At 29.4% G+C, this 7,187-nt stretch carries 7 protein-coding genes and 1 pseudogene; all 8 read left to right on the top strand.

From position 1 onward, the window contains the following. The first annotated feature begins 156 nt into the window (after positions 1-156). A complete protein-coding gene (gene nifV, locus KGF52_RS19630) occupies positions 157-1,350 on the top strand; it encodes a homocitrate synthase (protein ID WP_227433357.1) in 1,194 nt (397 codons plus the stop codon). A 24-nt stretch (positions 1,351-1,374) separates the two neighbouring features. After that, positions 1,375-3,300: an aconitate hydratase gene (locus KGF52_RS19625; protein WP_227841342.1), complete on the top strand. Its 1,926-nt coding sequence runs from the start codon at positions 1,375-1,377 to the stop codon at positions 3,298-3,300. Between the two features lie 20 nt (positions 3,301-3,320). Further along, positions 3,321-4,313: an isocitrate/isopropylmalate dehydrogenase family protein gene (locus KGF52_RS19620; protein ID WP_227482972.1), complete on the top strand. Its 993-nt coding sequence runs from the start codon at positions 3,321-3,323 to the stop codon at positions 4,311-4,313. A 249-nt stretch (positions 4,314-4,562) separates the two neighbouring features. Beyond that, complete coding sequence (locus KGF52_RS19615) at positions 4,563-5,012, top strand: MarR family winged helix-turn-helix transcriptional regulator (RefSeq protein ID WP_227830131.1); 450 nt, start codon at positions 4,563-4,565, stop codon at positions 5,010-5,012. A 33-nt stretch (positions 5,013-5,045) separates the two neighbouring features. After that, positions 5,046-5,540, top strand: coding sequence for a GNAT family N-acetyltransferase (locus KGF52_RS19610; RefSeq protein WP_227841341.1), 495 nt, complete (start codon positions 5,046-5,048; stop codon positions 5,538-5,540). A 143-nt stretch (positions 5,541-5,683) separates the two neighbouring features. After that, positions 5,684-5,890 (top strand): annotated as a pseudogene (locus KGF52_RS19605) (NAD(P)H nitroreductase); the annotation flags it as partial. A gap of 189 nt (positions 5,891-6,079) precedes the next feature. After that, positions 6,080-6,391, top strand: a complete 312-nt coding sequence (locus tag KGF52_RS19600; protein WP_227433351.1) for a helix-turn-helix domain-containing protein — start codon at positions 6,080-6,082, stop codon at positions 6,389-6,391. A 28-nt stretch (positions 6,392-6,419) separates the two neighbouring features. After that, positions 6,420-7,115, top strand: a complete 696-nt coding sequence (locus KGF52_RS19595) for a CPBP family intramembrane glutamic endopeptidase (protein WP_227841343.1) — start codon at positions 6,420-6,422, stop codon at positions 7,113-7,115. Positions 7,116-7,187 lie beyond the last annotated feature (72 nt).

Below are 7,187 nucleotides of genomic sequence, written 5' to 3'. Positions count from 1 at the left end.
ATATAATAGATTACAAGATATGAAAAGCTAAAAAAATAAATTGCAAATGAAATTAAAATGAATAAAAAATAAAAAAATAATCAAAAGTTAGAGACATCACTGAAAAATAAGACCTAATATTATTAAAACTAAATGTATACTAAGGGGGGCATTAATATGTGCATTATATCAAAAGATAGAGCAAAGGAAATCAAAATAGTAGATACTACTTTAAGAGATGGAGAACAAACAGCTGGGGTTGTATTTGCGAATAGAGAAAAAATAATGATTGCTGAGATGTTAAGTGATTTAGGTGTCGACCAAATTGAAGTTGGTATACCTACTATGGGTGGAGACGAAAAAAATGTAATAAAGCACATATGCAATAGAAATTTAAAAGCAGATATAATGGCTTGGAATAGAGCAGTGATAAAAGATGTTGAAGAATCTATTTCTTGTGGTGTTGATGCAGTAGCCATATCAATATCAGTATCTGATATTCATATAGAAAATAAACTTAGAACTTCTAGAGGTTGGGTTTTAGAGAACATGGCTAAGACAGTTGAATTTGCAAAGAAAAATGGATTATATGTTTCAGTAAATGGAGAAGATGCTTCAAGAGCGGATATCGACTTCTTAACTGAGTTTATAAATGTTGGAAAGCAAGCAGGAGCAGATAGATTTAGATATTGTGATACTGTAGGAGTTATGAATCCTTTTTCTATAAAAAATGCAATAGAAACTCTTTATGAAAGAACTAATTTTGACATAGAAATGCATACACATAATGATTTTGGTATGGCAACAGCAAATGCACTTGCAGGATTAGCAGCAGGAGCAAACTATGTTGGAGTTACAGTTAATGGCTTAGGTGAGAGAGCTGGAAATGCAGCGTTAGAAGAAGTTTTAATGGCACTTAAATGCATCTATAAATGTGATTTAAATAACGTAGATACTAGAAAGTTTAGAGGGATATGTGAGTATGTGTCACAAGCATCAGGAAGAATACTTCCTACATGGAAACCAGTAGTTGGAGATAATATGTTTATACATGAATCAGGTATACATGCAGATGGAGCTTTAAAAGACCCACATAACTATGAACCATTTGACCCAAGTGAAGTAAATCTTGAAAGAAAGATAGTAATAGGAAAGCATTCAGGAAGAGCAGCAGTAATAAATAAATTGAGTGAATATGAAATGTATATTTCTCCAGAAAACGCTACCAAATTATTAAATGCCATAAGAGCTACATCTATAAGATTGAAAAGAAGTTTGATGGATAAAGAGATTCTTCAATTATATTGTGATATACTAGCACATGAAAAAGGTACAACAGAAGAAGAAGCAGTTAGAGGTTCATATATTTAAGATATAATTGTTTAGGAGGAAAGTATGGGAGATAATATAGTTTATAAAATAATAAAAAAACATATAGTGGATGGAGAGGCTGTTGCTGGCAATTCAATTGGGATAAAAATAGACCAGACTTTAACACAAGATTCCACTGGAACAATGACATATCTTCAATTAGAAGCTATGGGCATAGATAAAGTAAAAACAAAAAGAAGCGTTGCATTTGTAGACCATAATATGTTACAACAAGGATTTGAAAATGCAGATGACCATAAATATATACAAACAGTAGCTGATAAATATGGTGTTTATTTTTCTAAACCAGGAAATGGTATCTGCCATCAAGTGTTTTTAGAAAGATTTTCAACACCAGGAGATACACTTTTGGGTTCTGATAGCCACACACCTACTGCTGGTGGTGTTGGTATGATGGCTATTGGTGCTGGGGGATTGGATGTTGCTCTAGCTATGGCAGGAGGAGCATACTATATAAAAGCACCAAAAGTCTGTAAGGTAAACTTAGTTGGAAAATTAAATAATATGGTATCTTCAAAAGATATAATATTAGAAGTGTTGAGAAAACAAACTGTAAAAGGTGGCGTAGGTAAAGTCTATGAATATGGAGGAGAAGGTGTTAAAAATCTATCTGTTCCACAAAGAGCCACAATAACAAATATGGGAGCTGAGCTTGGAGCAACTACTTCAATATTCCCAAGTGATGAAAAAACACTAGAGTTTTTTAAGAGTCAAGGAAGAGAAGATGCTTGGATGGAGCTAAAATCTGATTCAGATGCAATTTATGATGAAGAGATTACTATAAACTTAGATGAATTAAAACCATTAGCTGCAAAACCTCATAGTCCAGACAATGTAGATGAAGTCGAAAATATAGGAAAGATTAAAATAGACCAAGTTGCGATAGGAAGCTGTACAAATTCTTCTTATGAAGACTTAATGAAAGTAGCCCAAATTTTAAAAGGCAACAAAGTTCATAAGAATGTAAGTTTGGTAATAGCACCAGGCTCAAGACAGGTTATGGAAATGATAGCTAGAAATGGAGCTTTAGGAGATATAATAAGTGCTGGAGCTAGAATATTAGAAAACTCTTGTGGGCCATGTATAGGTATGGGTCAATCTCCAGGAACTGATTCTGTATCTTTAAGAACTTTCAATAGAAACTTCTATGGAAGAAGTGGAACTCTATCAGCACAAGTATATTTAGTGAGCCCAGAAGTAGCAGCAGTAAGTGCTATAAAGGGACAACTTACAGACCCAAGAGAATTTGATGTTAAATTTGAAAACTTAGATGTAAATGAATTTTTAATAGATGATAGTATGATAATAAAGCCTTCTGATGTAGGAAGCGATGTAGAAGTAGTTAGAGGTCCTAATATAAAGCCTTTCCCTCTTAATACAGAACTAAGTGAGTCTATAAGTGGAAAAGTAATATTGAAGACAGAAGATAATATAACTACTGACCATATAATGCCATCAAATGCTAAGTTACTTCCTTTTAGAAGTAACATACCATATCTTGCAAATTATTGTTTTAATACTGTAGATACAGAGTTTCCTCAAAGAGCAAAAGATAATGATGGTGGATTTATAATTGGTGGAGACAACTATGGACAAGGTTCAAGTAGAGAACATGCTGCCTTAGCACCATTGTATCTTGGTGTTAAAGGAGTAATAGTGAAAAGCTTTGCAAGAATACACAAAGCCAATTTAATAAACAGTGGTATAATTCCAATGGAGTTTTGTGATGAAAAAGATTATGAAAATTTATCTCTTTTAGATAGTCTGGAAATACCAAATATTTTAGATAATTTAGATAGTGGTGTTTTAGAGGTTAAGAATTTAAGCAAAGGAACTTCTTTCAAAGTTAAAGTAGAATTATCAGCAAAAGAAGTTGATGTATTAAAAGCAGGTGGAAAATTAAATTACACTAAGAATCAAGCTAATTAATATGAAAAGAGGGAATATTAATGTATAAAGTGACACTTATACCAGGAGATGGAATAGGACCAGAAGTTGCGAAAGCTATGAAAAAGGTTGTAGAAGCTACTGGGGTAGAGATAGAATGGGAAGAGGTTAATGCAGGAGAAGCAGTTATTGAAGAATATGGAACTCCACTTCCTCAATATATTATAGATAGTATAAAAAAGAACAAAATAGCTATAAAAGGTCCAATCACTACTCCTGTAGGGAAAGGATTTAGAAGTGTAAATGTAACTTTAAGACAAGCATTAGATTTATATGTTAACTTAAGACCAATTAAGAGTTTTAAAGGTATAAAGTCAAGATATGAAGATGTTGATTTAGTGGTAGTAAGAGAAAATACAGAAGACTTATATGCTGGTATAGAACATAAGATAGGTGATTATGCAGCTGAAAGTATAAAGATAATAACAAGAGGTGCAAGTGAGAGAATTGTTGACTTTGCATGTAACTATGTTAAAGATAACAAGAGAAAAAAAGTTACAGCTATACATAAAGCAAACATAATGAAAATGTCTGATGGCTTGTTTTTAGATGTATTTAGAGAAGTAGCATCAAAACATGGTGTCGAGTATGATGATTTAATTGTAGATGCAGCAGCTATGAACTTAGTTTTAAATCCAGAAAACTACGATGTAATGGTAATGCCAAATCTTTATGGAGACATACTATCTGATTTGGGAGCTGGTCTTGTTGGAGGCTTAGGTATAATTCCAAGTGCAAATATTGGTAAAGATTGTGCTATATTTGAAGCTGTTCATGGAAGTGCTCCACAAATAGCTGGGCAAAATAAAGCTAATCCAACAGCTCTTATTCAATCGTCAGTAATGATGCTTAGATACCTAGGGGAATATGAAAATGCACAAAAGATAGAAACAGCTTTAGAAAAAGTATTTCTTGATGGAAGTAAATTAACTGTAGACTTAGGTGGTTCAGCTTCAACTACTGAATTTGCAGATGAGGTATGTAAATATATTTAGTTGTTGTTTATAGTAATAATATGATGTAAGCCTAAAAAGAGCTGTTAATTGTATATGGGACAATTAACAGCTCTTTTTTAGCTCTGTAATTATATATTTATAAGCATCCATTCAAAAATATGAATAAAAATAAATGTAAAAAAGTTATTTTTTTAGTTGAATATTCAACCAATATATAGTAATATACAAATATAGTTAAAAGTTCAACTAAATATATTTTAAATTTAGAGGTATTGATTGGAGGTGTATTTGATTAAAACTTTAGACAGTAATATATTAAGAGAAGTTGGTACTTTATCTAGAGCAGTAAATTCAATAAATGATATGAAGTACAAAGAATTAAAGTTACAAAAAGGGCAATTTACTTTTTTAACACGAATTTGTGAAAATCCTGGTATAAACCTTGTAGAATTATCAAATGTGTTAAAAGTAGATAAGGCTACTACAACCAAAGCTATACAGAAGTTAATAAAAGCAGGATATGTGGATAAAAAGCAAGATGAGTTTGATAAAAGAGGATACAATTTAACTCCAACTAATAAATCTTTAGAAGTATATGAGTTAATAATTGAAGAAGAAAATAGAAGTATAGAAATCTGTTTTAATAATCTTACAGATGAAGAGAAGCAAACAGCAAACAATATACTAGAGAAAATGAGAAAAAATATAGAAGAAGAATGGTTTAAAGTAAAAAGGTAGTAAATTAATATATGAATATAAGGAGATATTTTTATGATTAGAAAAGCAAATATAAATGATTTAGATAGTATCATGGGAATTATAAAATCAACAGTAGAGGAAATGAAAGGCTATAATAATACACAATGGGATGAAAACTATCCATCAGATAAAGACTTTGTTTCTGATATTGATAAACAAGATTTATATGTAGAAGAAGTAGATGGAAAGATAGCAGGATTTATATGTATTAATTATGATGAACCTAAAGAATATATAGATTTAAATTGGTCGTCTAATGAGAAGGCTATGGTAGTACATAGAATGGCAGTAAATCCAAGTTTTAGAAAGATGGGAATTGCATCTAAACTAGTTGATTTTGCTGAAGAATTAGCTAAAGAAAATGATGTATCATATTTAAAGAGTGATACATATTCAATAAACTCAAAGATGAATTCATTGCTTATAAAATGTGGATTTATCAAAATTGGTGAAATGAGTTTCCTAGGAAAAGAGAAATCTTTCTATTGTTATGATAAAATATTATAAAAAGTATTTATAATACAAAGGCTAGAGAATACATTTCCAGTATTAGTAGGGCATTATGTAAAGAAAATGTATGCTATTATGAAAGGGTTGATTTAGATGATTGAATTTCTAAAAAAAAGAAGAAGTAACTTCAATCTCATGAGCTTGGATTAGGTTCTTGCTGGATACAAGTAAGAAATAGGATGCATGATGATAGTATAGATGCTGATAAATATATTAGAGATGAACTGAACATACCTGATAAGTACAGTGTAGAATGTATAATTTCTATAGGCTACCCTGATGAAGAAAAAAAATCATACTGTGACTCTGATTTGGACTATGAAAAAGTTCATTTTAATAAATTTTAATGTATAATATATTATATTAAGACAGTATGTTTTTTTGATATTGTTAATATATATTTAAAATTGTAAAAATATATCTGAATTTTACTAACTTATATAGGGGTTATGTACAAGGATTTTAAAGATAAGTATAGAAATTAATGTTTATAATCGATACATAACTAGAGTAACAAAATTTAAGGAGGTTCAAATATGGGTATATTTAAAACAAAGATTGATGAGGATTGGAAAGTAAACTACATCAAAGAATTTAATGAAATGAGAGACTCTTATGAGAGTAAGCTTCAAAAAAAACAGTTTGAAGTAGATAGTTTAAAATCAGAATTAGATAGACTTAGAAGCTACAAAAATAGTCTTAAGCCAAAGGAAAAACAAATTACTGATGATGATATAAATAATATAAAAAACTTGAGAAGAGATGGTTTAAGCTATAAAGAAATTTCAAGTGAAACAAGTTGGAGTAAAGCAACTGTGAGTAGAGTATTAAATGGACTTTACGATTAGTATATACATGGGGTGATTTAAATTGGGGATGAAGTATAGTTATAAAAAATGTATAATGGATTCTATTTCATTGATGTTTATAGTTCAGATAGTAAGGATGATTTTAAATTATATACTTCTAAGTCAATTTGAATTTACCCTTGAAAATTTTAACATTGTAAATTTAATTTCTTTTACAATAGTTGGGTTATCATTAATTTTATTTTTAAAAAATAATTCTTTGTATAACAAGGTGAGAAATAGAAAAATCACAGAAGCTTTCAATGAAAATAAAGATAATGTACTTATAAAAAGATGTAATTTGATACTTTTTATAGTAGCTTTATCTCTAGTGGTAATCTCAATTTATTACAATAGAGGCTATATGTTTTTTTATGTAACTATGATGACTTTATCTGTATTAATAGTTCCAGTATTTGAAGAATTATTTTTTAGAGAGTACATATGGAATTATTTAAACAATTTTATAAAATCAAAGAGTAAAGTTATATGTATAACATCTATATTATCTGGTATTTATAATATAGGATATATAGATGTTATACATAATTACATAATGTTATATAATAACTCTTACTATACATTTGAAGTTATTATTTCAAAAATTATTATAGGTACTGTTTTTGGTGTTTTACTTGGTATTGTTAAGTCAAGATTTAAAGATGTAAGCTTTTGTATAATATTGAGAAGTCTGTTTACTATACTTATTAGACCGATAATATGATTATATCTACTTAAATAATATAATTATCTTGTAACAAGCATATAAAGGTAATGAATGATAGCTATATATAAT

The organism is Clostridioides sp. ZZV15-6597 (genome assembly GCF_020657815.1).
In the GTDB taxonomy this organism is placed as follows: domain Bacteria; phylum Bacillota; class Clostridia; order Peptostreptococcales; family Peptostreptococcaceae; genus Clostridioides.
This window is presented reverse-complemented; position numbering and strand designations above follow the sequence as displayed.

What these genes read in the sequence shown, in the direction of transcription:
- KGF52_RS19620 (WP_227482972.1), top strand. Translation starts at nt 3,321, where the DNA reads ATGTATAAAGTGACACTTATACCAGGAGATGGAATAGGACCAGAAGTT.
- KGF52_RS19610 (WP_227841341.1), top strand. Translation starts at nt 5,046, where the DNA reads ATGATTAGAAAAGCAAATATAAATGATTTAGATAGTATCATGGGAATT.
- KGF52_RS19600 (WP_227433351.1), top strand. Translation starts at nt 6,080, where the DNA reads ATGGGTATATTTAAAACAAAGATTGATGAGGATTGGAAAGTAAACTAC.
- nifV (WP_227433357.1), top strand. Translation starts at nt 157, where the DNA reads ATGTGCATTATATCAAAAGATAGAGCAAAGGAAATCAAAATAGTAGAT.
- KGF52_RS19625 (WP_227841342.1), top strand. Translation starts at nt 1,375, where the DNA reads ATGGGAGATAATATAGTTTATAAAATAATAAAAAAACATATAGTGGAT.
- KGF52_RS19595 (WP_227841343.1), top strand. Translation starts at nt 6,420, where the DNA reads ATGAAGTATAGTTATAAAAAATGTATAATGGATTCTATTTCATTGATG.